At 51.4% G+C, this 24,435-nt stretch carries 18 protein-coding genes, 1 tRNA gene and 2 rRNA genes; 10 read left to right on the forward strand and 11 right to left on the reverse strand.

The window, feature by feature from the left end; all coding sequences use genetic code 11:
* From AC6R1O_RS04695 to AC6R1O_RS04705, 3 genes are all read left to right on the forward strand, one after another.
* Nucleotides 1-135: ribosomal RNA gene (locus AC6R1O_RS04695) — 23S ribosomal RNA — on the forward strand; the annotation flags it as partial.
* Between the two features lie 85 nt (nt 136-220).
* Nucleotides 221-336, forward strand: a 5S ribosomal RNA gene (gene rrf / locus AC6R1O_RS04700).
* A gap of 162 nt (nt 337-498) precedes the next feature.
* Nucleotides 499-589 (forward strand) — tRNA-Ser (locus AC6R1O_RS04705).
* Between the two features lie 235 nt (nt 590-824).
* Here AC6R1O_RS04705 and add read toward each other — a convergent pair.
* The 6 genes from add to glnA form a co-directional block, all read right to left on the reverse strand.
* Complete coding sequence (gene add / locus AC6R1O_RS04710; RefSeq protein WP_487903088.1) at nt 825-1,829, reverse strand: adenosine deaminase; 1,005 nt, start codon at nt 1,827-1,829, stop codon at nt 825-827.
* A 96-nt stretch (nt 1,830-1,925) separates the two neighbouring features.
* Nucleotides 1,926-4,481: a phosphodiesterase GepA gene (gene gepA, locus AC6R1O_RS04715; RefSeq protein ID WP_500637964.1), complete on the reverse strand. Its 2,556-nt coding sequence runs from the start codon at nt 4,479-4,481 to the stop codon at nt 1,926-1,928.
* Between the two features lie 139 nt (nt 4,482-4,620).
* On the reverse strand, nt 4,621-6,024 hold the full coding sequence (glnG, locus tag AC6R1O_RS04720; RefSeq protein WP_334554965.1) for a nitrogen regulation protein NR(I): 1,404 nt from the start codon (nt 6,022-6,024) through the stop codon (nt 4,621-4,623).
* A gap of 79 nt (nt 6,025-6,103) precedes the next feature.
* Nucleotides 6,104-7,150, reverse strand: a complete 1,047-nt coding sequence (gene glnL / locus AC6R1O_RS04725; protein WP_334554963.1) for a nitrogen regulation protein NR(II) — start codon at nt 7,148-7,150, stop codon at nt 6,104-6,106.
* 118 nt (nt 7,151-7,268) lie between these two features.
* Nucleotides 7,269-7,889, reverse strand: coding sequence for a DUF4124 domain-containing protein (locus AC6R1O_RS04730; RefSeq protein ID WP_500632553.1), 621 nt, complete (start codon nt 7,887-7,889; stop codon nt 7,269-7,271).
* Nucleotides 7,890-8,031: 142 nt separating this feature from the next.
* The gene (gene glnA, locus AC6R1O_RS04735; RefSeq protein ID WP_500630188.1) at nt 8,032-9,441 is read right to left on the reverse strand and encodes a glutamate--ammonia ligase; all 1,410 of its coding nucleotides are present in this window, start codon (nt 9,439-9,441) and stop codon (nt 8,032-8,034) included.
* Nucleotides 9,442-9,983: 542 nt separating this feature from the next.
* On the opposite strand from glnA, the gene typA reads away from it, so the two are divergent.
* The gene (gene typA, locus AC6R1O_RS04740) at nt 9,984-11,813 is read left to right on the forward strand and encodes a translational GTPase TypA (protein WP_487903085.1); all 1,830 of its coding nucleotides are present in this window, start codon (nt 9,984-9,986) and stop codon (nt 11,811-11,813) included.
* Nucleotides 11,814-11,944: 131 nt separating this feature from the next.
* On the opposite strand, the gene AC6R1O_RS04745 is transcribed toward typA, so the two are convergent.
* Nucleotides 11,945-12,583 (reverse strand): DUF2959 domain-containing protein, encoded by a 639-nt coding sequence (locus AC6R1O_RS04745; RefSeq protein ID WP_487903084.1) that lies wholly within the window; start codon nt 12,581-12,583, stop codon nt 11,945-11,947.
* A 103-nt stretch (nt 12,584-12,686) separates the two neighbouring features.
* Between AC6R1O_RS04745 and AC6R1O_RS04750 the strand changes: the two genes are divergently transcribed.
* The 3 genes from AC6R1O_RS04750 to AC6R1O_RS04760 are packed head-to-tail and all read left to right on the forward strand — an operon-like array spanning nt 12,687 to nt 14,995.
* On the forward strand, nt 12,687-13,628 hold the full coding sequence (locus AC6R1O_RS04750; RefSeq protein WP_487903083.1) for a virulence factor BrkB family protein: 942 nt from the start codon (nt 12,687-12,689) through the stop codon (nt 13,626-13,628).
* Nucleotides 13,600-14,034 (forward strand): D-aminoacyl-tRNA deacylase, encoded by a 435-nt coding sequence (gene dtd, locus AC6R1O_RS04755; protein ID WP_500656562.1) that lies wholly within the window; start codon nt 13,600-13,602, stop codon nt 14,032-14,034. The genes AC6R1O_RS04750 and dtd overlap by 29 nt, the downstream gene beginning before the upstream one ends.
* A gap of 22 nt (nt 14,035-14,056) precedes the next feature.
* Nucleotides 14,057-14,995: a bifunctional GNAT family N-acetyltransferase/hotdog fold thioesterase gene (locus tag AC6R1O_RS04760; RefSeq protein WP_500628046.1), complete on the forward strand. Its 939-nt coding sequence runs from the start codon at nt 14,057-14,059 to the stop codon at nt 14,993-14,995.
* A gap of 8 nt (nt 14,996-15,003) precedes the next feature.
* Here the strand turns inward: AC6R1O_RS04760 and AC6R1O_RS04765 are convergent, their stop codons facing one another.
* From AC6R1O_RS04765 to hslR, 4 genes are all read right to left on the reverse strand, one after another.
* Nucleotides 15,004-16,989: an AsmA family protein gene (locus AC6R1O_RS04765; RefSeq protein WP_500656563.1), complete on the reverse strand. Its 1,986-nt coding sequence runs from the start codon at nt 16,987-16,989 to the stop codon at nt 15,004-15,006.
* Between the two features lie 71 nt (nt 16,990-17,060).
* Nucleotides 17,061-18,689, reverse strand: a complete 1,629-nt coding sequence (gene pckA / locus AC6R1O_RS04770; protein ID WP_500637968.1) for a phosphoenolpyruvate carboxykinase (ATP) — start codon at nt 18,687-18,689, stop codon at nt 17,061-17,063.
* A gap of 338 nt (nt 18,690-19,027) precedes the next feature.
* Nucleotides 19,028-19,903 (reverse strand): Hsp33 family molecular chaperone HslO, encoded by an 876-nt coding sequence (gene hslO / locus AC6R1O_RS04775; RefSeq protein ID WP_500630184.1) that lies wholly within the window; start codon nt 19,901-19,903, stop codon nt 19,028-19,030.
* Nucleotides 19,904-19,948: 45 nt separating this feature from the next.
* Entirely contained in the window at nt 19,949-20,335 is a 387-nt protein-coding gene (hslR, locus tag AC6R1O_RS04780; RefSeq protein ID WP_334554939.1) for a ribosome-associated heat shock protein Hsp15, read from the reverse strand.
* A gap of 374 nt (nt 20,336-20,709) precedes the next feature.
* Between hslR and gspC the strand changes: the two genes are divergently transcribed.
* From gspC to AC6R1O_RS04795, 3 genes are all read left to right on the forward strand, one after another.
* On the forward strand, nt 20,710-21,582 hold the full coding sequence (gene gspC / locus AC6R1O_RS04785; RefSeq protein WP_500656566.1) for a type II secretion system protein GspC: 873 nt from the start codon (nt 20,710-20,712) through the stop codon (nt 21,580-21,582).
* 87 nt (nt 21,583-21,669) lie between these two features.
* The gene (gene gspD, locus AC6R1O_RS04790) at nt 21,670-23,676 is read left to right on the forward strand and encodes a type II secretion system secretin GspD (protein WP_500656564.1); all 2,007 of its coding nucleotides are present in this window, start codon (nt 21,670-21,672) and stop codon (nt 23,674-23,676) included.
* Nucleotides 23,676-24,435, forward strand: a 760-nt coding sequence (locus tag AC6R1O_RS04795) for a GspE/PulE family protein (RefSeq protein ID WP_500656565.1), incomplete at its 3' end; no start/stop codon positions are given. The genes gspD and AC6R1O_RS04795, both read left to right, overlap by 1 nt.

Raw genomic sequence — 24,435 nt, forward strand, 5'->3', positions numbered from 1 at the left:
GCCCTGAGATGAGTCTTCCCTGGCACTTTAAGTGCCCTTAAGGGTTGTTCGAGACTAGAACGTTGATAGGCAGGGTGTGTAAGCGCTGTGAGGCGTTGAGCTAACCTGTACTAATTGCCCGTGAGGCTTAACCATACAACACCCAAAGGGTTTTGATGGACTCAATGTAAGAACATTGAATGTGTAAGAACGTAAACAGCTTTCCGAATTAAAGAATTTGCTTGGCGACCATAGCGATTTGGACCCACCTGATTCCATGCCGAACTCAGAAGTGAAACGAATTAGCGCCGATGGTAGTGTGGGGCTTCCCCATGTGAGAGTAGGACATCGCCAGGCTTCGATTGTAAATTGTTCCCGTAACTTGCATCTTTTGTTGCTGCGATGCTCATGTGCGACTGCACACTGCGCTTCTCACACCAAAATCTGATGCGTTATAGAAACAATTTCTTAATCAAAGCGACCTTTAAGGGTGAGTAAGACTTTGATTACACAATTTGTGGAGAGATGGCTGAGTGGTTGAAAGCACCGGTCTTGAAAACCGGCATACGTTAATAGCGTATCTAGGGTTCAAATCCCTATCTCTCCGCCACTATTGAAAGCCTCGCTAGTGATAGCGAGGCTTTTTTCATATCTGCGCATATCTATTTTTTCAAATCTATATCTACCGACTGCGACTGTCACTATCATGTGTTTTTCGAGTCGCTGCAACCTACCTGTCCTTGACCTTTCCCCTCAAAAACGACACCCACAAACGCCAAATACAAAAAAGCCAGCACGATGGCTGGCTAGATGCGGTCGGCTAGATACGGACGGTAAGGCGTGTTCTAGACGCGCTGGGCGACTTTCTCTCTCAGGGCTTGTTTGTCGGCTTCGGACAAAAAGGCCAACTCTAAACCATTGATCTGAGCTTGACGAATTTGCTCTGCTGACAAGCCTGCTTGCGGCGCAGCGACCTCATACTCATAAGGAAGCTCAATACCCTCAACAGCAGGGTCGTCGGTGTTGAGACAGGCTAGCACGCCATGTTCAAGGAAGGTCTTAATTGGGTGGTTGGCCAATGAATCCACGGTACTGGTTTGGATATTAGACGTTAGGCAGGACTCAATGCCAATGCGCTGCTCTGCGAGATAATCCATCAATTTCGGGTCGTGGATGGCTTTTACACCGTGGCCAATACGCGTCGCACCAAGTTGGTTGATCGCTTGCCACATGCTTTCTGCTCCCGCCGCTTCGCCAGCGTGAACCGTGACGTTGAGGCCCGCATCCTTCACTTGCTTAAAGTGCTTCACGAAGCGATCACCGGGTTGGCCGAGTTCGTCACCGGCGAGGTCAACGGCAACAATGTGATCTTTCTGTGTCAAAATCGCATCCAACTCTTGCTGACAGGCATCGGTGCCAAAGGTGCGGCTCATGATCCCAATCAGATTGGCTTGAATGCCAAAATCTCGCACACCCGCTTTTACACCATCGACGACGGCTTCCACCACACCAGCCACGGGCAGTTTGTGTTTCATCGCCATGTAGTAAGGAGAGAAACGCAGCTCGGCATAGTCAATACGAGCATTCAGAGCGTCTTCCACGTTTTCATAGGCGACTCGGCGACACGCGTCAAGATCGCCCAAGACCGCTACGCCCCAATCAAGCTTGGACAAAAAGGCAACCAATGAAGGCTCTGCTTCCACAATTTGTACGTGGGGGGTTAACGATGCCACATCATACGCGGGCAAGGCGACGCCAAACTTCTGGCCCAGTTCTAAAATCGTTTGAGTGCGAATATTGCCGTCAAGGTGACGGTGCAAATCGGTAAGCGGGAGATTTTTCGTTATCATTATGACGGATCCAATGGGTCTAATTTGAGCTAAGTATAAGAGTCAATGATGTGAGTGTCAGTAGGATAAGCGCGCAAAATCGACCCGATGTGCTGATTATCGCTTCATGTTAACCAGATCTGTTGGCCAATCCTGATAGGTAATGGGGCGGCTGTAGAGGAAGCCTTGACCTAATGGACAGGCGAGGGAGGTGAGCATTTGCGCTTGCTCTTGGGTCTCGATCCCTTCGGCAACCAGTTCCACTTTCATGCTCTTGGTCATGTTGACAATCGCAGCGACGATCGACGTATCGAGCTGCTCTGGGCGCATTTTGTTGACAAAGGTGCGATCGATCTTTAGACAATCGAACGGCAGCTTGTGCAAATACGCCAGTGAGCTGTAACCCGTACCAAAATCATCGATGGCGATGTGGACACCAAGATCGCGTATGGCCCGCATGTTTTTGATGATCACTGGGTCATTATCGACAATACGGGACTCGGTGATTTCCAACGTCAGGTTATCGGCATCGAGTCCGGACTCATCAAGGATGCGCTTGAGTGAGGCAATCAAATCGACATTCGACAGTTGTTTGACCGACAAATTGACGTGGATATGGAAATCCTCATCCCATTTTCCGTCTTGCATCCCCTTCACTGTATCATTACAGGCTTGACGCAAAATGGTCTCACCGATGGCGCCAATCAGTCCGCTCTCTTCAGCGATAGGGATGAACTCCATAGGAGAGATAAGCCCTGAATCTGCGGATTGCCAGCGTGCTAGCGCTTCGGCGCCGACCACTTTGCCACTGGCTAAATCGACGATCGGTTGATAGAAAGGTAAGAACTCTTGGTTCTCAACGCCGGACTGAATCTTCGCTTGCATTAGCGTGCGTTTGCGCGAAATATCCGCCATCTCGGGTTTGTAGTAACTGATGTTGGACGGCTCTTGCTTAGCGTTACTCAGGGCAATACTGCCGTTTCTTAGCCACAGGGTCATGTTGTGGCTCGGCCCTTCTTCCACAATCCCGACGGAGACATTGACTACCACATTTTCACTCGCCATGGAAAACGGCGAGGCAAACATCTGCAACACTTGGTTAGCGTAGACATTGGCAGGTTCGTTGTCGCGATGAGCGGGAATATAAATCGCAAACTCATCGCCACCGATGCGCGCCAAATAGCTGTTTTGTTCAAACCGTGTTTTCAGCCGCTCTGCAATGATCGCCAGCAGTTGATCGCCTTGCAGGTGGCCGAGGCTGTCATTGATATCACGGAATTTGTTGATCCCGACTAACAGCAGGGTCCCCTCGAGCTTTCTCAGGCTATCACAGGTATCGACCAGCCCTTCACGGCTATATAAGCGAGTCAGCGAGTCGTACAGCAGTTGCGATTTTAAGGCTTTGAAAGAGGCTTTGAGGTTGTTTGCCATTTCGTTAAACGCGAACACCAAGAGATTGGTTTCATAGATATGGCCAGGTTTAGGCATGTGGCTATCCCAATCGCCTTTGGCAAGATGCTTGGCGGCATCAGCGGTTGAGGTGATGGGTTTGACCACTTTGTTCAGAGCGATAAGGCAGACGAGGACCCCCAAGACGCTGACCAATAAACCCGTTAACCAACCGTTGCGCTGACTTTGTGCCAAATCGCCCAGTAAATCTTGCTCAGCGATGGCGACGCCGATATACCAGGTCAAACCATGCGAGTCGGTGTAGGGCGTAATGTGGTTGAAGTAACGTTGGCCATTTAGCGAAAGCGGGAAGCGATAATATTGCTGCTGCTCGAAACGTCCTTGCTGGAATAGATTGGCCTCGCTGGCGTGCAAGGCACTGGCTTTGACCACCGGATGACCACTCTCGATGGCAAGCAGGCGGTCGCCTTTTTTGCTCTGCGCGGTACCCCAAGAAACGACGCTCCCTTCGGTGGAATGGGCGACTAAACGCTGCTCGGCATCCGTAATGTAAATAATCACGCTGTTCTTATCGCGCTGCTGACGCAAGAAGGCATTAAACGTGTCGATTTTCAGATCGGCTCCCACCACGCCGACAAACTTTTCTTCAGCAAACACGGGCGTCAGTGCGGTCAGCGTGATATCTTGCCGCTCATCGGCATTGGCGTAAATGGACGACCAGGCACCATGGTGATGGTCTGCGATTGGCGTGTACCAAGGGCGCACACGCGGGTCATAGTTATCGATGACGGAGCGAACCTCTCCAGAGACCTGTTGACCGCGATAAATCACCAGTTTGTCTAAAGTGCGGCGGTCTTTTAGCATCAAGGTCAGCCCTTGATTGGCTTCGCGGCGATAACCGACATATTCGGCGCCTTCACCACCAAAACCAATCGCATCCAAGTTAGGGATCGAGCGATAGAGATCCGAAAAGCTGCTGCGCAGATACGCTTCGATTTGGCGCATATCATCATGACGATAGAGCTCACCAAAGCCGATGGTGTGGCTGATCGCCAGACTGGCATCAAAGGCGGGACTGAGAAAGTGATTGAGCTCTAAGGTGACGTTGTCGGTCAGTGACGAGAGCGCCTGGTCACTGACGTTCACGACCATGTCTTCATAACTGCTTTTTTGCACCGCAACAATCACACCCAGTGTGATGATAAAGATCATCACGAATGGGAGAACAACGGCAGTTCTTAGAGTGATTTGAGTGGTCGCCATAAAGTCCGGATTCTTGCGTGTGCGTTAAGTCATCTTATCGGCTTTAAAACAGTCAAGCGAGGAAAAAATCAGAGAAAAATCGAGACCTTGGATCCTTATCATGCAAAGGGTTGCATCTCGATTTTCTCTTTAAATACAATCAGTAAAGCTCTTTCAGTTTGCGGGTAAGTGTATTGCGCCCCCAACCAAGGAGCTTTGCGGCATCCTGCTTGTGACCGTTGGTATGTTCAAGTGCTGCTTCTAAAAGTATACGTTCAAATTCAGGAAGTGCGTAAGAGAGCAGCTCAGAGTCGCCTTTGGAGAGTGCGTCTCGCGCCCAGCTCGACAGTTGTTGCTGCCAGTTGCCTTCACCACTGCTTTGCGTCGTATGGCTGTCTTGCAGTAACTGCGTCGGCAAATCGTTGGGTAACACTTCACTGCCACTGGCCATCACGGTCAGCCAGCGACAGACGTTCTCTAGCTGGCGCACGTTACCCGGCCAATCGAGGCGGTTTAACGTGTCTACTGTGGTCGGATGCAGTGTCTTCACGTCTACGCCCAGCTCTTCGGCGGCCAGTGCTAAGAAGTGCAGCGTCAGTTTCTCAATGTCTTGTTTGCGTTCGCGCAGTGACGGAATCTTGATGCGGATGACATTCAGGCGGTGGAACAAATCTTCGCGGAATTTGTTCTCATGAACCAATTTTTCTAAGTTTTGGTGGGTCGCAGCGACGATACGCACATCCACTTTGATTGGCGAGTGGCCGCCGACGCGATAGAACTGACCATCGGCCAAGACACGGAGCAAGCGAGTTTGAATATCGAGCGGCATGTCACCGATCTCATCCAAAAACAGGGTTCCCCCATTGGCTTGCTCAAATCGGCCTTGGCGCACGTTGTTGGCACCGGTGAAAGCGCCTTTTTCATGGCCAAACAGCTCCGATTCAATCAAATCTTTGGGAATCGCGGCCATGTTGAGGGCAATAAACGGTTTACTCGCTCGAGGGCTATGACGGTGCAGTGCGTGTGCCACCAGCTCTTTACCGGTACCGGACTCGCCATTAATCAGCACCGAAATGGACGAACGTGATAGGCGGCCGATGGCGCGAAATACCTCTTGCATTGCCGGTGCTTCACCGATGATTTCTGGCGGGCTGTAGGTGTCATGGTCGGCGGTGGCGTGCTCACGCTTTTGCTCGTGGCTGTGCGTAATCGCACGCTCCACTAAGGTGAGGGTTTCGTCGACATCAAAAGGTTTGGGCAGATATTCAAACGCCCCTTTTTGGTAGGCGTTGACCGCGGCATCCAGATCAGAGTGCGCCGTCATGATGATAACAGGCAGGTCGGGTGAGGCCTCGTGAACCTGCTTGAGTAGCTGAATGCCATCAATGCCCGGCATGCGAATATCCGACACCAATACATCGGGTGACTCGCGCTCAAGAGCCATTAAGACACTCTCAGCATCCGCGAAAGTTTCGCATTTAATATTGGCCGACGATAAGGTCTTCTCCATTACCCAACGAATCGAGCTGTCATCATCGACGACCCAAACGTATCCTTTACTCATAACTTCCTTTCCTCACAGCATCGCCAAATGACAGTCTTTCCCTTCGCCTTTGACGTCGGGCAGCAAATAAATCTCTACCTTAAATGGGCAGATAAATCGTAAATGTGGTTCTTCCTGGCCAGCTTTCGACATCGATTTTTCCTTGATGTTGATCGATAAGGTTCTGCGCGATGGATAATCCTAGCCCCGTTCCGCCGTCTCGGCCGCTGACCATAGGGTAAAACAGCGTATCTTGTAGCTCAGACGGAATGCCGGGGCCGTTATCAATCACTTCAATGCGCGCTGCCAGTTTGCAGCGCTGGCCATGGATATTGGTTTGATGCACCGTTCTGGTGCGAATGGTGATCTTGCCATTGTCTTGCGATGACAAAATCTGACCGGCATTGCTCACGATATTGAGCAGTGCCTGCTCAATCTGGTCGGCGTCCATCAAAATTTCCGGCAAACTTGGGTCGTAGTCGCGTTCTATCTCGATACGCTGATTGACTTCAAGATCCACTAACTGACGGACTTTTTCCAAAATGAGGTGTAAGTTTTCGAGCTGCTTTTTGCCCGGTTTCTGCGGGCCAAGCAGTCGGTCGACCAAGGCGCGCAGGCGATCCGCTTGCTCGATGATGATGTGGGTGTATTCGGTCAGTGTTGGATCGGGCAAGGTACGCTCGAGCAGCTGAGCGGCGCCACGCAGGCCGCCAAGTGGGTTTTTGATCTCGTGCGCAAGGCCACGCACTAAGAGTTTAGCGGCTTGCTGCTGCGCATGCTGATTCAACTCTTGTGATAAGCGACGCTGTTGACCAATCTTACGCATCTCAACCAGCAGCATCAGTTTCTTTTCCCAAGATATTGGGCTGACGGTAACCTCCAACATCAGCGGTTTGCCATCAACAACAAAGGTCACGTCACTGTCGGTAATGCTTTGACCACTTTGCAGGGGCTGCGACAACAAGGCGAGATCCATCGAAGCGTGCTGAACTAAATGAGAGAGTGGTTGGCCCACAATGCGTTTCATGCTCTGGGCAAAGAGTTGCTCGGCAGCAGGGTTGGCGTAGCGAACCTGAAGCGACTCGTTCATGATGAGTATCGCGGTCACTTGATGATTCAAGATGATGTCGTTTAATCCACTTTCCACTCGGTTTACCCTCTTCCGTGAACCTGAATAGTGCAATGCACAAAAATGGTGCATTGCAACACCCAAGTATGGCGCAATCCCAGAGAGAGTAAAAGCTCAAAAGCTTGATTTTATGGGCTTAGGGCGAGCTCGGCGCCGCAGCGGTACTGACTCTCTGTAGATGCACCGTAATAGGGTTGGAAGATGCAATAAGCTTGCCGTCTCTAAAGGCTTGAATAATAAAAGAGTGTGAGCCTCTGTCCACATTGGTCAAGGACCAGTTTGGGCGGTGTGTTGGCGCATCGAAGGGTTGACCGTTCATCAACAGTTGAAACTGCTCGCCAATCGCCAGTTTTCGGTTGGCTTCGCCTTGAATCGTCAAACGGCCGCTGTTGCTGCGCACGGCTTGATCGTCACTGGGTGAGATAATCGTCACTTGCAAAGGTGTATTCACTTGCAAAGAGGTAGCGGCGTGCTCCGAAGAGGCGCTTGTGGCCTCTTGGCTGCGCGCGTTTGCTTGTGCGTTTGAATGGTCTCTGCTTGGCACTGGCTCGGCGGCATCAAATTCCGGTTGGGGCGGCGGGGAGTTGACGTCAGGCAAGGTTAAAGCGCTCGCCCGCTCATGACCGGGTGAATCACTGAAGTGGCGCACCCCCTCATCATCGACCCAAGTGTAGACGGTCTGCGCGTGACAAAGCGGCAGGCTTACAAAGGATAGACTCAGTAAAGTGAACGCAGTGAAAGGGGCTAGAGGTTTCATACTTAAGCTCTCACGTTGACGGTGTGAACCCATAGTAGTCAAGAGTGGCAATGTGCACAGATAAAAAAAGCTCGCCTGCGAGGCGAGCCTTAGAATTATGTAACGTGACGAAACGTCGCGACTAGATTTTTTATACCGAGACTTATACTGAGTAGTAAAGTTCGAATTCTAGTGGGTGCGTTGTCATGTTCACTTTCTCTACATCTTGCGCTTTTAGGCCGATGTAAGAGTCGATGAAGTCGTCAGAGAATACGCCACCTGCTGTCAAGAACTCACGGTCTGCATCCAGCTCTTCTAGTGCGTCTTTCAGTGAGTAGGCAACAGTTGGGATTTCTGCTGCTTCTTCAGCTGGTAGGTCGTACAAGTCTTTGTCCATCGCTTCGCCTGGGTGGATCTTGTTCTTGATACCGTCAAGACCAGCCATCAGCATTGCTGCGAAACATAGGTATGGGTTCGCTGCTGGGTCACCGAAGCGGACTTCGATACGACGCGCTTTAGGGCTTGGTACCACAGGGATACGGATTGATGCAGAGCGGTTACGCGCTGAGTAAGCGAGCATAACAGGTGCTTCAAAGCCTGGGACAAGACGCTTGTACGAGTTGGTTGACGGGTTAGCAAACGCGTTGATTGCGCGAGCGTGCTTGATGATACCGCCGATGTAGTAAAGCGCAGTTTCAGATAGGCCGCCGTACTTATCGCCAGCAAACAGGTTTACGCCGTCTTTCGCTAGAGATTGGTGAACGTGCATACCGCTACCGTTGTCACCCACGAGTGGCTTAGGCATGAAGGTGGCTGTCTTACCAAACGCGTGAGCTACGTTGTGTACGACGTACTTGTAGATTTGGATTTCATCCGCTTTTGTTGTTAGCGTGTTGAAGCGAGTTGCGATTTCGTTTTGACCCGCAGTCGCCACTTCGTGGTGGTGTGCTTCAACAACCAAACCCATCTCTTCCATGATCAAACACATGGCGCTACGGATGTCTTGAGAAGAATCAACTGGCGCGACTGGGAAGTAACCGCCTTTCACACCAGGACGGTGACCTTTGTTGCCTTCTTCGTAGTCAGAGCCTGTGTTCCACGCTGCTTCAACGTCATCAATCTTGAAGAATGAACCTGACATGTCAGTCGCAAATTTTACGTCATCAAACAGGAAGAATTCTGGCTCAGGACCGATAAGCACTGTGTCAGCAATACCTGTTGAACGCATGAAGTCTTCCGCGCGTTTTGCGATAGAGCGTGGGTCGCGATCGTAGCCCTGCATGGTTGCAGGCTCTAGGATGTCACAACGAATGTTCAGAGTCGCATCTTCGGTAAATGGGTCAAGTACAGCGCTTGTTGCGTCTGGCATCATCACCATGTCTGACTCGTTGATGCCTTTCCAGCCAGCAACAGAAGAACCGTCAAACATTTTGCCTTCTTCGAAGAAGTCCGCATCAATTTGGTGAGCCGGGATAGAGATGTGTTGCTCTTTACCCTTTGTATCTGTGAAACGTAGGTCAACGAACTTAACTTCGTTCTCTTGGATCAGCGATAGAACATTTTCTACTGACATCTTGGAAAACCTCCAGTGTTGATAAAGCGTGAATGACTCGATTTGGAAAAATCCAGCATTGATTAATTCCGTGTCGCTTGATTAACCGATGCTGATCCAAACTAAGCCAAAATCATGCCAAAAAAATTAATCCATTAATTTCAATTAATTAGCGGATGGGGCTTAAGTTTGGTGCACGTTGTTGCACCAAAATGATCTCATAGTGCATTGTTTTGGTGCAATTTCATTTTTATGCACCAATATGACTCAAGACCGAACACCATTCAGCCTAGATTTTGCTCAATTGTCAATCCGCATTTTTCACCTAATCTGCACTGTGCGTCGGTACGTCAGGCCGTATTGGAATGCCTGCGAGAAAAAACGGAAAATAAAGGTGAAAAGAGCCGAAGCAGATCACATATTTCTGGGTTTTTTGCGAAAATCTGGTACATTATGGCCGTTTTTTTAATCAAGTAAGCACGCGGTTTGATAGGTAATAGGGCAATGACCCTTATTCACCTAAGATAAACGGCGTGTTTCTCATATTCGAGTGAATCAAATCCATGGCTACTCCACAGATTGATAATTTAAGAAATATCGCGATCATCGCGCACGTTGACCACGGTAAAACCACGCTGGTTGACAAACTGCTCCAGCAATCAGGCACGCTTGAGTCTCGCGGTGAAGCGGAAGAGCGAGTCATGGACTCGAACGACATCGAGAAAGAGCGCGGCATCACCATTTTGGCGAAAAACACCGCCATCAACTGGAATGACTACCGCATCAACATCGTTGATACCCCAGGACACGCGGACTTCGGTGGTGAAGTAGAACGTATCATGTCGATGGTAGACTCAGTGCTACTGATCGTTGACGCGGTAGACGGCCCGATGCCGCAAACCCGTTTCGTAACGCAAAAAGCCTTCGCACACGGCCTAAAGCCTATCGTTGTCATCAACAAGATTGACCGCCCTGGTGCTCGTCCTGATTGGGTTATGGACCAAGTGTTTGACCTATTTGACAACCTAGGCGCGACCGACGAACAGCTAGACTTTAAAGTGGTCTACGCGTCAGCACTGAATGGCTGGGCTACGCTAGAAGAAGGCGCAACAGGCGAGAACATGGAACCTCTATTCCAAACCATCGTTGATGTGGTTGATGCGCCAAATGTTGACCTTGATGGTCCACTGCAGATGCAGGTTTCTCAGCTAGACTACAGCTCTTACGTGGGTGTTATCGGTGTGGCTCGTGTGACTCGTGGTAGCGTGAAAGCGAACCAACAAGTGACGATCATCGGTGCAGACGGTAAAACGCGCAACGGTAAAGTTGGCACAGTCATGGGCTACCTTGGTCTAGAACGTCACGAAGTTGAGCAAGCGAACGCAGGTGATATCATCGCCATCACAGGTCTGGGTGAGCTTAAAATTTCTGACACCATCTGCGCACAAAACGCAGTTGAAGCGCTACCACCGCTCTCTGTTGATGAGCCAACAGTAACGATGACGTTCCAAGTCAACACGTCTCCATTCGCGGGTAAAGAAGGTAAGTTCGTGACGTCACGTAACATCCTTGAGCGTCTAGAGAAAGAACTGGTCCACAACGTAGCACTACGCGTTGAGCAAACTGACGATCCAGACAAATTCCGCGTATCAGGCCGTGGTGAGCTTCACCTCTCTATCCTGATTGAAAACATGCGTCGTGAAGGCTTTGAGCTTGCGGTATCGCGTCCTGAAGTTATCATCAAAGAAGAGAATGGTCAGCTATTGGAACCATTCGAGACGGTAACGATCGACGTGATGGAAGAGCACCAAGGCGGCATCATGGAGAACATCGGCCTACGTAAAGGTGAGCTAAAAGACATGTCTCCAGACGGTAAAGGCCGCGTTCGTATGGACTTCGAAATGCCATCTCGTGGTCTGATTGGTTTCCAAACCGAATTCATGACGCTAACGTCGGGTTCTGGTCTTCTTTACCATACGTTTGATCGCTACGCGCCACACAAAGGCGGTAACATCGGTCAACGTGTCAACGGTGTACTGATTGCTAACGCGATGGGTAAAGCGCTGACTAACGCGCTGTTCAACCTTCAAGAGCGTGGTCGCCTATTTATCGGTCACGGTGTGGAAGTGTACGAAGGCATGGTTATTGGTATTCACAGCCGTGACAACGACCTAACCGTTAACGCACTGAAAGGTAAGCAGCTTACCAACGTTCGTGCATCGGGTACCGATGACGCGCAGGTGCTTACTCCGCCAATCAAGATGACGCTTGAGCAAGCGCTAGAGTTCATCGATGATGACGAGCTAGTCGAAGTAACGCCGGAAAGCATCCGTATTCGTAAGAAGTTCCTAACGGAAAGCGACCGTAAGCGTGCGTCTCGCGCAGCGAAGTAATTGCCTTAAAGCATAACGTATTTAATGAGCCCCGAGTCTGAGACTCGGGGCTTTTTTTGTTTTGGAAGATGCCCTAGGAGGGAGATGCCTTGGGCAGAAATATTGTTTGGAGAGAAAGAGAGAATAGGGCTCTATTGCTGCAAAGTTTGCAAGAACTTATCGGATTCGCTGATCGCCTCGTTCATTTGCGCGATGGCAAACTGAATCTCTTTCTCTAGGTTAGTAAATTCGCCCTGCAATGAACCGATCGCGCTGGCGTTGAGGTTGTGTTTGAGATAGAGCGTATTGTCACGCAGCGTGTTGAGTACCGGGGTCATCTTGCTCTCTGCGCGCTTCATCGCCTTGAGCATGGTTTGGTAAGAGGCTTTGGTCTCACGCAGCTTTTTTTCGCTAGAGCGGCGCAGCGTCGCGCTGGTGTAGAGATCCAGCTCCTCTTGCCACTCATCAAACAGCGCCTCGGAAACATCTTCAATCGCGGCAATGCGCGCAGCTACCTCTTCTGCGGCCTCTTCACTGGCTTGGTACTTGTCGTTGATTTGCTCGTAGACGCTTTCCAGCTCACCGCCATCAAACTGCGTGAGTACCGATAGCGCTTCAAGCGCACTGCTGAACTCTTGCTGCGCCTCTTGCTGTGACGTTTTGGCGTCTTCAACCCGATCGATCATGATATCGCGTTTGTGATAGCCTACTTGCTCCATCGCTGAATAGTAGGTGGATTGACAGCCAACCAAGGTCAGCAGAGAGAGCATAAGGGTGAGTAACTGCGGCATAGTGAATTCCTTTTCTGACCGAACACGCGTGCGAGAAGTTTGGCTTATTGCCCCACGGCGCGCACGTTTAGGGTTATACTGTTAATCCTGATAAAGTCATAGGATGACTGAGGAAACAAGGAGATACAAGTTGAAATTGGAGCCTGTCATCAAGCTTGCTGCGCTGTTTGTGCGCTACCTCGCTGCGCGCATTGACCACGACCGCGTCAGTGTGAATGCGGGGTATTTGGCCTACATTACGCTGCTGTCGATCGTGCCCATGTTGACGGTGCTGCTGTCCATTTTGTCCTCGTTTGCGGTATTTGAGAACGCAGGCGAGGTGATTCAAGACTTTGTCATTACCCATTTTGTCCCTGCGGCGGGCGATGCGGTGAAAAACGCGCTGCTGCAATTTGTTACCAATACGGGCAAGATGACGGCGATCGGCAGTGCGTTCTTATTTGTCGCTGCGCTGATGCTGATCTCCAACATCGATAAGAACCTCAACTACATCTGGCGGGTGCGCAAAAAGCGCCGTTTGGTGTTCTCCTTTTCGATGTACTGGATGGTGCTCACTCTTGGCCCTATCCTAGTGGGGGCGAGCATCGCTGCGACCTCTTACGTTACCTCGCTAAAAATTCTTGAGCATGAAACCTTGTCGAGTATCTACACCTTGATGCTGCGCTGGTTGCCGTTTTTGTTGTCCTTTTTCGCCTTTATTGGTCTTTATATGTTGGTGCCCAATAAAAAGGTCCGTTTTACCCATGCGGTGATCGGTGCGATTGTTGCGGCGCTGCTGTTTGAGGCGAGCAAAAAAGGCTTTGCCCTCTACATTACTCAGTTTCCTTCCTATCAGTTAATTTATGGCGCGCTGGCCGCGATTCCGATTTTGTTCGTTTGGGTCTATTTGTGCTGGCTGATTGTGTTGATTGGCGCAGAAGTCACAGCTTCTCTTGGTGAGCGGGAGAAGTGGAGCCAGACGTTAGCCGTGGTACACTCACGCCCAGATGAGACAGCACAACAAGAAGGAAAAGAGAGTGATAGCGCTGATTCAAAGAGTGAGTGAAGCGGCCGTTCGCGTCGATGGCGATGTCGTGGGTGAGATTGAACATGGCTTATTGGTCCTGCTTGGGGTCGAAAAAGACGACGACGAAGCCAAAGCCAAGCGCTTGATGGAGCGCGTCACCGCTTATCGCGTGTTCAGCGATGAGGAAGGGAAAATGAACCTCAACGTGCAGCAAGTGGGCGGTAAGCTGTTGGTCGTCTCGCAGTTCACCTTACCCGCAAACACCAAAAAGGGCACGCGAGCGGGCTTTTCTCGCGGCGCGGCGCCACAGGATGCCGAGCGCCTCTATAATTATTTCTCTGATCTGTGTGAGCAAGTACTGCCCACAGAGCGAGGACGCTTTGCCGCGGATATGAAAGTCTCTTTGGTCAATGATGGCCCAGTGACCTTCTGGCTCCAAGCGTAAATACACAGACACAAGGATAGATATGTTTAAGCTAATCACGCCAAAGACGGATAACCAGCTCAACAAGTATTATCATTTTCGTTGGCAAATGCTCAGAGAGCCGTGGCGGATGCCAATCGGATCTGAACGCGATGAGTTTGATCCGCTGAGCCACCATCGTATGATTGTTGATGGCCGTGGCCGACCGATGGCGATTGGGCGCTTATACATTACCTCAGACAACGAAGGTCAGATCCGCTTTATGGCGGTCAAAGGCAATCGTCGCAGTAAGGGTATGGGGTCACTGGTGTTGGTCGCGCTCGAGTCGCTTGCTCGTCAAGAAGGCGCCAAGCGCTTGGTGTGTAACGCCCGTGAGGACGCGATCGATTTCTATGAGAAAAACGGCTTTGAGCGCCGTGGTGAGTTGACGGATGAACGTGGCCCCGTGCGCCATCAGCAAATGGTCAAGCCGCTCGATCCCATGGCAAATGTCCTGCGTAAACCCGAATGGTGCACTGAGCTGCAAGAGCGCTGGGAGCATCAAATCCCGATCAGCGACAAAATGGGCATTAAGATCAACCAGTACACGGGTTATCAGTTTGAGTGCGTCTCTCAGCTCAATCCTAACCTCAACCCGCACAACACCTTGTTTGCAGGCTCCGCCTTTACATTGGCCACTCTCACTGGATGGGGCATGACTTGGCTGTTGATGAAAGAGCGCAACTTGCACGGTGACATCGTGCTCGCTGACAGCCAAATTCGCTATCGCCACCCTGTGGTACAAAACCCGGTGGCGTCGACCTCCCTGGATGGCATCAGCGGCGATTTGGACCGCTTAGCGCAAGGGCGCAAAGCGCGCATCGTCATCCATGTCACCATCTACAGTGGCGATGTGGCGGCGGTGGAGTTTATTGGTACCTACATGCTGCTGCCTGATTACCGCACTATGCTTGGCGAAGCCGGGCGCGAACTGGCCGTTTAACCCGCTAATTAAGGGCAGCGGTCGAAGATCTGAGTAGTCTGACTGAACACTTCTGACCAAAGGTGCTGACAGCCAGATTCGCTTTTAATCAGCAAGGTGGCAAAGCGTGGTTTGGTCAAATCGATGTGACCGGCAATACTGGGCGCGTCAAACGGCGCGCTCAGTTCAATGCGGCCGCGATCAACGTGGCTGACGAGCGGATCACTGGGCAACGCGAGTTGATACTGCTGCTCACCATCACTGCTGTACGCTTCCAGGGTGGCTTGATGCATGGCCAATGTCACTTTGCCCGACACGCTGTGCGACAGCATGCTGTAATCGCCCGCTAATCCTGACAGCTCGGCGCTGAGTTCGGCAAATCCGCTCAAGGTAAAGGGCAGCCAGCGCAAAAGCCAGCTTTGCTCTAGCGGCACGCCATCGCCGTGCAAAGTGAGCGACCAAGGACGGCTGATGGTGCGCCTATCGAGGTGACCGTTCGCATCAATATAGCCTGTGGCCAACGGCGCAAAAAAGCGATCCAGATAGACGATGCCTTGCTCCACGCGCGCATTGAGCACCGCTTGCGTCGTCAGCAGCTTGTCGTAACTGGCGTTGTTGGCGCTTACTTCCAGCTCCCCCGCATAGAGTCCAAGCTGGTGGTCTTGAATCAAGGTCAGCCCTTTGCCTCGAACATTGAGGCCGCTGAGCTGCCAATAGGGCATTTTTTCGACTTGGATGACCTGGCCATTGTTAATGTGCAATTGTTCGATAGAGAGCGTGTCGAGGGTGGAGTGCGAACGCTCAAACCCGTTCAGCAGGCTTTGTGTATCCTCCAACCATTTGATGTTATTGAGTTTGACCTCATCGAGCGCCACGTGCGTTGGGCTGACCTTACCGCGCAGCTGCACCCTTCCTTGTTTAAAATCCGCATCCCACTCCTGAACATTGAGCTCACCTTGACTGAAGGTGATTTTGGTCAGTGGCGAGAGCAATGCCAACTCGCCATTGTGGATACGATCGGCGCTGAGTGATAGGTAGCCATTGTCTTGTTGCCAGAGCGATTGGGTGAGGTCGAGGTTTTCCAGCGAGGCATCGAGATTGTCCAATTGCCAATCTTGATAGCGCAAGGTCGCGCCAAGAATATCTAAGCTGTTGATGTGAACAATCGGCAGCGTCACCGCGGCGAGACTACGACGCAGGCGCTCAATGTTGAGCGGCTGATTTTGGTTTGGATGGGTTAACGTCACATTGACCAGTGACCAGCCATGCGGGTATTGCTCCGCTTGGCCTGACAGCTGCGCGTTATTCCAGTCAAACGAGGCACCATAGACGGTGCTGTTTTGTGCGCGATAGCGACCGTCAATCAGTAGGTTATTCAACGCTTCGCCGTGAATGTAGAGCTGCTTCGCCGCCAGTTGAATGTCGCCAAACGGCACTGTTTGTGTATCGGATTGCCAACTTGGCGCTTGAATTTGCAGATCCACATCGCGCGCGGACCAGTGGGCACCGCTCAAATCGACATGCTTCAACGCCAGTTGCTGGGTATGAATGGGCAGAGGAGAACGCGTTGTATCGCGCAGCGGGTTCAGCCAATCGCGCAGTTGTGTGACATCCAAGCGAGCTTCTTCTATCAAAACGGAGTCGAAGGCGAGTTTGCCCTCCTTCCACGGCCACTGGCTGAGCCATAGGGTGAGCTTGGGCAACTGGAGCGTGGGGTGGTTATGGTCTGCATCGCTAGAGAGGGAATTGGGCTTTCCAGCGGCAAGGTGCAGGGAGACTTGCTCCATCTCAAACTGGTAAGGCGCTGTGTAATGCAGTGACCCAATCTCGATCTGATACGGGGTCAAGGACTCAAGCAGTTGCTTGACCACTTGCGGCGCTTTGTTCGTGTGCAACGCAGCAAACAGCGCACCGATAGCCATCATCGCCATCAGTAATATTGAGATCATTAACCACTTGAGTGTTTTCTTCACAGTCGAGTCCGTTGGGGTCACCTTGTGTTTAGAGTGAAACATTTTGCCTCAACAGGCAATCAAAAAGCCCCTCAAATGAGGGGCTTGGCGACAGTTAACGGTGAAGGGTCACGTTATTTGAGTTGTGGCCCTGCCGCAACCAGTGATTGGCCTTCGGCGTTGTCGGTGTACTTATCAAAGTTGTTGATAAAGCGCTCGGCCAAATCGTTGGCTTTGCTTTCCCACTGCAACGGATCAACGTAGGTATCACGGGGATCCAAAATCGCAGGATCGACACCCGGTAGAGAGGTCGGCACTTCGAGGTTGAAGATTGGAATGTGCTTCGTTTCTGCCTGTTCAATCGAACCATCTAAAATGGCGTCGATGATGCCGCGCGTATCTTGGATAGAGATACGTTTGCCACTGCCATTCCAGCCGGTATTGACGAGGTAGGCTTCAGCACCCGCCGCTTCCATACGTTTGACCAACACTTCTGCATACTTGGTTGGGTGAAGCGTAAGGAACGCAGCACCAAAACAGGCAGAGAAGGTCGGCGTTGGCTCGGTAATGCCACGCTCTGTACCCGCAAGTTTGGCGGTAAAGCCAGACAAGAAGTGGTACTTGGTTTGCTCTGGCGTCAATTTAGACACAGGAGGCAGCACGCCGAAGGCATCCGCAGAGAGGAAAATCACTTTGTTCGCATGACCCCCCTTAGACACCGGTTTAACGATGTTGTCGATGTGCTCGATAGGGTAGGAAACGCGCGTGTTTTCAGTCTTCGAACCGTCATCAAAATCGATGGAGCCGTCATTGCGTACCGTGACATTTTCCAACAAGGCATCACGACGGATGGCGTGGTAAATATCTGGCTCGGCTTCTTTCGATAGTTTGATGGTTTTGGCGTAGCAGCCGCCTTCGAAGTTGAACACGCCATCGTCATCCCAGCCGTGCTCGTCGTCACCGATCAGGGCACGTTTTGGATCGGTGGATAGTGTGGTTTTACCTGTACCAGATAGACCAAAGAAAATCGCCACATCGCCTTCTTTACCCATATTGGCACTGCAGTGCATAGACGCGATGCCTTTCAATGGTAAGAAGTAGTTCATCATGGCGAACATGCCTTTCTTCATTTCACCGCCGTACCAGGTACCGCCGATCAACTGCATGCGCTCGGTGAGGTTGAACACGGTGAAGTTCTCTGAGTTGAGGCCGTGCTCTTGCCATTTATCGTTGGTGCACTTCGCGCCGTTCATGACGACAAAGTCGGGTTCAAACGTTGCCAACTCTTCTTCGCTTGGGCGAATGAACATGTTCTTCACGAAATGGGCTTGCCACGCCACTTCAGTGATGACGCGAATACTGAGGCGCGTATCAGGGTTGGCGCCGCAGTAGCCATCAATCACAAACACGCGTTTGCCAGATAGCTGATGGGTGACCAAGGCTTTGAGGTCGTTCCAGACCGCTTGATCGATAGGTTTGTTGTCGTTTTTCACCGCGTCGGATGTCCACCACATGTGCTCTTCGGTGGTGGTGTCTTTCACGATGTATTTATCTTTTGGTGAGCGGCCGGTAAAAATCCCGGTATCAACAGCGACTGCGCCGAGTTCGGTGACTACGCCTTTTTCGTAGCCTTCCAGATCCGCGCGAGTTTCTTCTGCGAACAACATCTCGTAACTGGGGTTGCGTACCACCTCTTTTACGTTGTGAAGTCCGTGCTTGGTAAGATCAAGTGTTGCAGCCTTTGTATGTTCCATAACGGTCATAGGTGCTCCTTATAGGAATATTTTTGTAGGGATTTTGTCAATATTTTTTTATTTATCTGCTCACCATGCTAGCAATGGGCTTGCTCGAAAACAGGGATATAGTTCAAAGATTAACCGTAATTTTCGTGGGGTTTTAAGCTACTCATCACATATTGGCGCGATCAGTGTATCGTGTGCGCAAAGCATTGCGCTAGAGCGCAAGGGATTATTAATTGCTTAAAATTAAGAGGTTAGTTTATTACGGCTGAAGCGAGTGATTACGGCCATTGGATCACAAAAAGGCCGACATAGAGTCGGCCTTTTGATAGAAAAATTACACGCTTGCTGCGTTATGAAAATTAATGCAGCGTGGAATTGCCGTTTGAGGCTTGTGAGAACAGTTCGGCGACTTCGAATTCATCAAACGAATAATTCGTGCCGCAGTAATCACAATGTAAAGAAATTGAACCTTCTTCGGCCAAAATGTCGTTTACTTCCACACGGTCGAGCGTAACGATTGCTGCGCCACTGCGTTCACGCGAACAGCCACAATGGAACGCAACAGGTTGCGGATCAAACAGGCGGACTTTCTCTTGGTTGTATAGACGGTACAGCAACTCATTGGCTTCAAGTGAGAACAACTCTTCATCTTTGACGGTATTAGTGAGCTGCTCTAGGTGCTCAAAATCATCCGCGCTGCCGGTGCCATCGGGCATCACTTGGATCAACATGCCAGCGGCTTTCGGCGTCCCTTCATATTCACCGGTGCGAATCCATAGACGCGTTTTCAACTGCTCAGAGTTAGCAAAGTAGCCTTCGAGGATCTCGGCTAAGGTATCGCCTTCCAGTGCAACAATGCCTTGGTAACGTTCGCCTTGTTTCGGATCGATGGTGATCACCAAGTAGCCTTTACCCATCATATCGTGGATGCTGGCATCATCGGCAATGTCGCCCTCAAAGCGCGCCACACCGCGGATTTTCTGTTTGTTGTCACCGTTAATCACCGCGAGAGAGACCGGGCCATCCCCTTGCAGTTGCAGTGTGATGGACCCTTCAAACTTCAGCGTAGCGGTGAGAAGAGTGGTTGATACAAGCAGCTCCCCCAGTAGCTTTTGAATAGCGACTGGGTATTCCTTGCTGGAAATGATGCGTTGGTAGGCTTCGTCCAGTTGTACCAACTCGCCACGTACTGATAGATCTTCAAATAAGTAGCGATTCAAAACATTGCTTGCCATGTGGCGATTCCTCGTAAATTTTTGCCTTGCTGGTGCGGGTAGACATTATTGATGTTTAAATTTGATGATGTCGCGACGCTGCTTTTTATCCGGGCGACGATCTGGGCTTGGGTTGTGAGCATGAAGCTTACGACGCAAGGCATTGTCTTCGCGCTTGGCGATACTTTCTGTGGTTTCACTGTATAGAGTTTGCGCTTCAGGGGCGCCGCGGCGTTGATCGGAAATCTTCTCGATCACCACGGTTTTCTCTTCCGTACCTTGGCGCAGAGTGATGACAGCGCCAAGTTCCACCGCTTTACTCGGTTTACTGCGCTGGCCATTATAGTGAACTTTGCCACCATCGACCATGTTTCGTGCAATCGAGCGTGTTTTGTAAAATCGAGCCGCCCAGAGCCATTTATCCAGCCTGACGACATCTGTTTGGGAACCCATTGTGGTTTTTACTCTCTAATAAGCGTGCATGAACGTCATCGTCTCTTTCTTGGCTCTGTATTGAGATGAAAGAGGTGAAAAAGGCGACCTCATGTACGAAAAACATCGAAGTGGGATGCCGATGACCTGGTCACGGCATAACCGATTCGTTAACAATGGTGATGGAGATCCGATTTTTCAAGCAAATCGGCAGATTTTCGTTCGTTAACAGCGCGCCCAGTGGCATTGATAGTGAGCTCATAGCAAACTTTGATACAATGAGAACAGTGTTAACTCCCTGCACAGAGTCGTTTTTCCCGAATATCAGGACTCCCAGGTGCAGACAATAAGGAAATTGAGTGGAATTTTCGGCAACTCGGCTGTCGCAACTCGGCATGTCGCTCAAAAACAGTCAGGTTCAAGCAAAAATCAGTCGCGGGCTAACCGTTGTGCTCTTGGTGGTGTGCGCTTGGCTGGCGGGCGAGCTGGTCTGGTCGATGGTGGACTCGCCGAGTGTGGTGTCACGCTCCATTCGCGCCAGTGGTGAAGTCACCCGAACTGCGCCAGAGCGCTTAAACCTCTCCTCTCTGCAAAATAGCCACCTGTTTGGCCGCTACACCCAAGAGACCCCAACCGAGGCGGCGCCGATTCAAGAAGCGCCCAAAAGTCGTCTCAATTTGGTGCTGGTGGGCGCGGTGGTCAGCTCCAACAGCGAGAAGAGCTTGGCAGTCATCGCCAACAAGGGCCAGCAAGAGACAGTCGGCATCGGTGAAGCCATTCAAGGTACGCGCGCCAAGTTGGTCCAAGTCCACAGCGATCGCGTCATCATCGACAACGCGGGGCGCAATGAAACCATCATGCTGCAAGGCATCGACTACTCTGCGCAGTCGGCGCCTTCTTCCTCTTCATCGAAAGGGACCTCTTCTTCCTCATCATCGAGCCATCGAGTGGACATCTCCCCTGACACCTTAGAGCGTATCCGAGAAGAGATAGGTCAAGACGCCAAACAGGTTTTTCAGTACGTGCGCATGTCGCAAATTAAAGAAGGTGATGATGTGGTGGGTTACCGCCTTTCTCCGGGTAAAGACCGAGAATTGTTTGATGAGGTGGGTTTGCAAAATGGCGATATCGCGGTGCAGATCAATGGCCTCGACCTAAAGGACGCTGCGGCAATGACACAGGTGTTCAACGCCTTGTCTGAGTTAACGGAATTGACGCTCACCGTAGAGCGAGAAGGCCAACCCTATGAGATTTATATTGAATTATAAGACTTGCCCAGCGGCGCGAGTCACAAGGAGAATAATGTGAAGCAGTGGCTTGAGAACGTTTTTTGTAGGCGCTTTTTTGGTGGGGACATGAGAATTAAGAGAAGTGCTTGGCTGTTAGCAGCAAGCTTATTGACCCCACTGGTGAGCGCCAATGATTTCAGTGCCAGCTTTAAGGGCACGGACATTCAAGAGTTCATTAACATTGTGGGGCGAAACTTAGAAAAGACCATTATCGTGGATCCAGCGGTACGCGGAAAAGTCGATGTGCGCAGCTACGACATGTTGACCGAAGAGCAGTACTACCGCTTTTTCCTCAATGTGCTCGAAGTGTATGGCTTTGCCGTGGTGGAAATGGAGAATGGCGTACTCAAAGTCATTCGCGCAAAAGACGCCAAAACCTCGGCTATTCCTGTGGTGGGTGATGGCAGCGTGCAAGGCGACGCGGTGGTCACTCGCGTAGTGGCCGTGCGCAATGTCTCGGTGCGCGAGCTCTCGCCACTGCTAAGACAGCTCAATGACAACGCAGGTGCCGGTAACGTGGTGCACTACGACCCTGCTAACATCATTTTGATCACCGGACGCGCCGCCGTGGTTAACCGCTTGGCGGACATCATCAAACGCGTCGACCAGGCGGGCGACAAAGAGATCGAAGTGGTGGATTTAGCCAACGCTTCTGCCGCAGAGATGGTGCGTATTGTCGATGCGCTGAATAAAAGCGCCGATAAGAACACCCCAGCGTTTTTGGAGCCTAAGTTGGTGGCAGACGATCGCACCAACTCGATTTTGATCTCCGGCGATCCGCAAGTGCGTGAACGCCTGCGCCGACTGATCAAGCAGCTTGACGTGGAAATGGCGTCGAAAGGCAACAACCGCGTGGTCTACCTCAAATACGCCAAAGCCGATGAAATGGTTGAGGTGCTCAAAGGCGTGTCGGCCAACCTGCAAGCGGAGAAAAAAGCTGGCAGCAACAGCAATTCGCAGCGCAACGATGTGATGATCGCAGCCCACCCGGGGACCAACGCGCTCGTGCTCACGGCGCCGCCAGATATTATGAACGCGTTGCAAGAGGTGATATCACAGCTGGATATTCGCCGCGCGCAAGTGCTGATTGAAGCACTGATTGTTGAAATGGCAGAGGGCGATGGCATCAACCTCGGTGTGCAATGGGGCTCGCTAGAAACCGGCGCAGTGATTCAATACGGCAACACCGGCGCGGGCATCGGGCAGGTGATGGTAGGCCTTGAAGAGGCCAAAGATACCACCTCAACGACCGCAGTGTACGACTCAGATGGCAACTTCTTGCGTAATGAAACCACCACGGAATCGGGTGATTACTCGACACTGGCCTCGGCACTCTCTGGCGTCAATGGCGCAGCGCTCAGTGTGGTGATGGGCGACTGGACGGCGCTGATCAGTGCGGTATCGACTGACTCCAACTCCAACATTCTCTCCTCACCGAGCATTACCGTGATGGACAACGGCGAGGCCTCGTTTATTGTCGGTGAAGAGGTGCCGGTGTTAACGGGCTCGACGGCCGGTTCGAACAACGACAACCCATTCCAAACCGTCGATCGTAAAGAGGTCGGCATCAAACTCAAAGTGGTGCCGCAAATTAACGAAGGCAACTCAGTGCAGCTCAATATTGAGCAAGAGGTGTCAAACGTGCTTGGTGCCAATGGCGCGGTGGATGTGCGGTTTGCCAAGCGCCAGCTCAACACCTCTGTGATGGTCGAAGACGGTCAGATGATTGTCCTAGGCGGTTTGATTGATGAGCGCGCGCTGGAGAGCGAATCGAAAGTGCCGCTGCTGGGCGACATTCCGTATCTTGGCCATCTGTTCAAATCGACCAGTACCCAAGTGGAGAAAAAGAACCTGATGGTGTTCATCAAACCGACCATCATTCGCGATGGTATGACGACCGATGGCATCACGCAGCGTAAATACAACTTCATCCGTGCTGAGCAGCTTTATAAAGCGGACCAAGGTCTTAAGCTGATGGACGATGCGCACATTCCTGTGTTGCCAAAATTTGGTGATGAGATCCGCCATCCGGTGGAAATCCAAGCCTTCCTTGACCAAATGGATGTGCAGTAATGGAGAGACCGTCCGTTCGTCGCTTGCCGTTTAGTTTTGCCAAGCGTTTCAGCTTGGTGTTGGAAACCGCGCAGACCGAGTCACCTGGCTTGGTGCTCTATTATGTTGAACCGCTCGCGGTAGACGCTTTGCTTGAAGTGAATCGCGTTGTCGGCGAGCCGTTTGGTATGCAATCGGTCAGCAGCAGTGAGTTTGAACAGCGTTTAACCCGCGCCTACCAGCGCGACTCGTCGGAAGCGCGCCAGTTGATGGAAGACATTGGCGCGGACAGTGACGATCTTTTCTCTCTGGCCGAAGAGCTGCCGCAGGATGAAGATTTGCTGGAGTCAGAAGACGACGCGCCGATCATCAAACTCATCAACGCCATGCTAGGAGAGGCAATCAAAGAGGGCGCGTCGGATATCCACATCGAAACCTTTGAGAAAAGCTTAGCGATCCGTTTTCGCGTCGATGGTGTACTGCGTGATGTGTTATCACCCAGTCGCAAACTTGCGCCCCTTCTGGTCTCACGGGTGAAAGTGATGGCGCGGCTCGACATTGCGGAAAAACGCGTGCCTCAAGATGGGCGTATTTCCCTGCGTATCGGTGGTCGCGCGGTCGATGTGCGTGTCTCGACCATGCCATCGTCGCACGGCGAGCGCGTGGTGATGCGTCTTTTGGACAAAAACGCCACGCGATTGGATCTGCACAGCCTTGGTATGACCAAGGCCAATCACGATGATTTCCGTCAGCTCATTGGTCGCCCGCACGGCATCATTT

Source organism: Vibrio sp. R11-SG3-ISO3-SZ (genome assembly GCF_059834345.1).